The sequence below is a fragment of the Zoogloea sp. LCSB751 genome, assembly GCF_002028455.1.
Taxonomy (GTDB): domain Bacteria; phylum Pseudomonadota; class Gammaproteobacteria; order Burkholderiales; family Rhodocyclaceae; genus Zoogloea.
The window spans coordinates 1-319 of sequence record NZ_MWUM01000121.1; the positions used below are offsets into that span (position 1 = coordinate 1).

At 35.7% G+C, this 319-nt stretch carries 1 protein-coding gene; it reads left to right on the plus strand.

Annotated elements, in window-relative coordinates; translation table 11 throughout:
- Positions 1-49: 49 nt before the first annotated feature.
- On the plus strand, positions 50-319 hold a 270-nt coding region (locus B4920_RS26015; protein ID WP_079437597.1), incomplete at its 3' end, for a transposase family protein.

Here is a 319-nt window from a genome sequence, read left to right on the forward strand (position 1 = left end):
GATCTTAAATTAATCAGCAAAATTATTTAATTCAAGGGATAATCCTTGGATGAAATTCAAAGATATTCAAAAATTATCAGACGTTAAGTTTCGTAGGCTTACCGGTGTTAGTTGGGCTACATTTAACCTCATGTTGGCCGAGCTAAATAAGCAGTTACCTCGTCATATTGGTAAAGGACGACCGCATAAATTACCGTTGGAAGATCGTTTGCTCTTATGTATAGAATATTGGAGAGAATATCGAACATTTTTCCATCTTGGTATGAGTTACGGTGTATCTGAAACGAGTGCAATTCGTATCACACGTGTTATTGAAGAT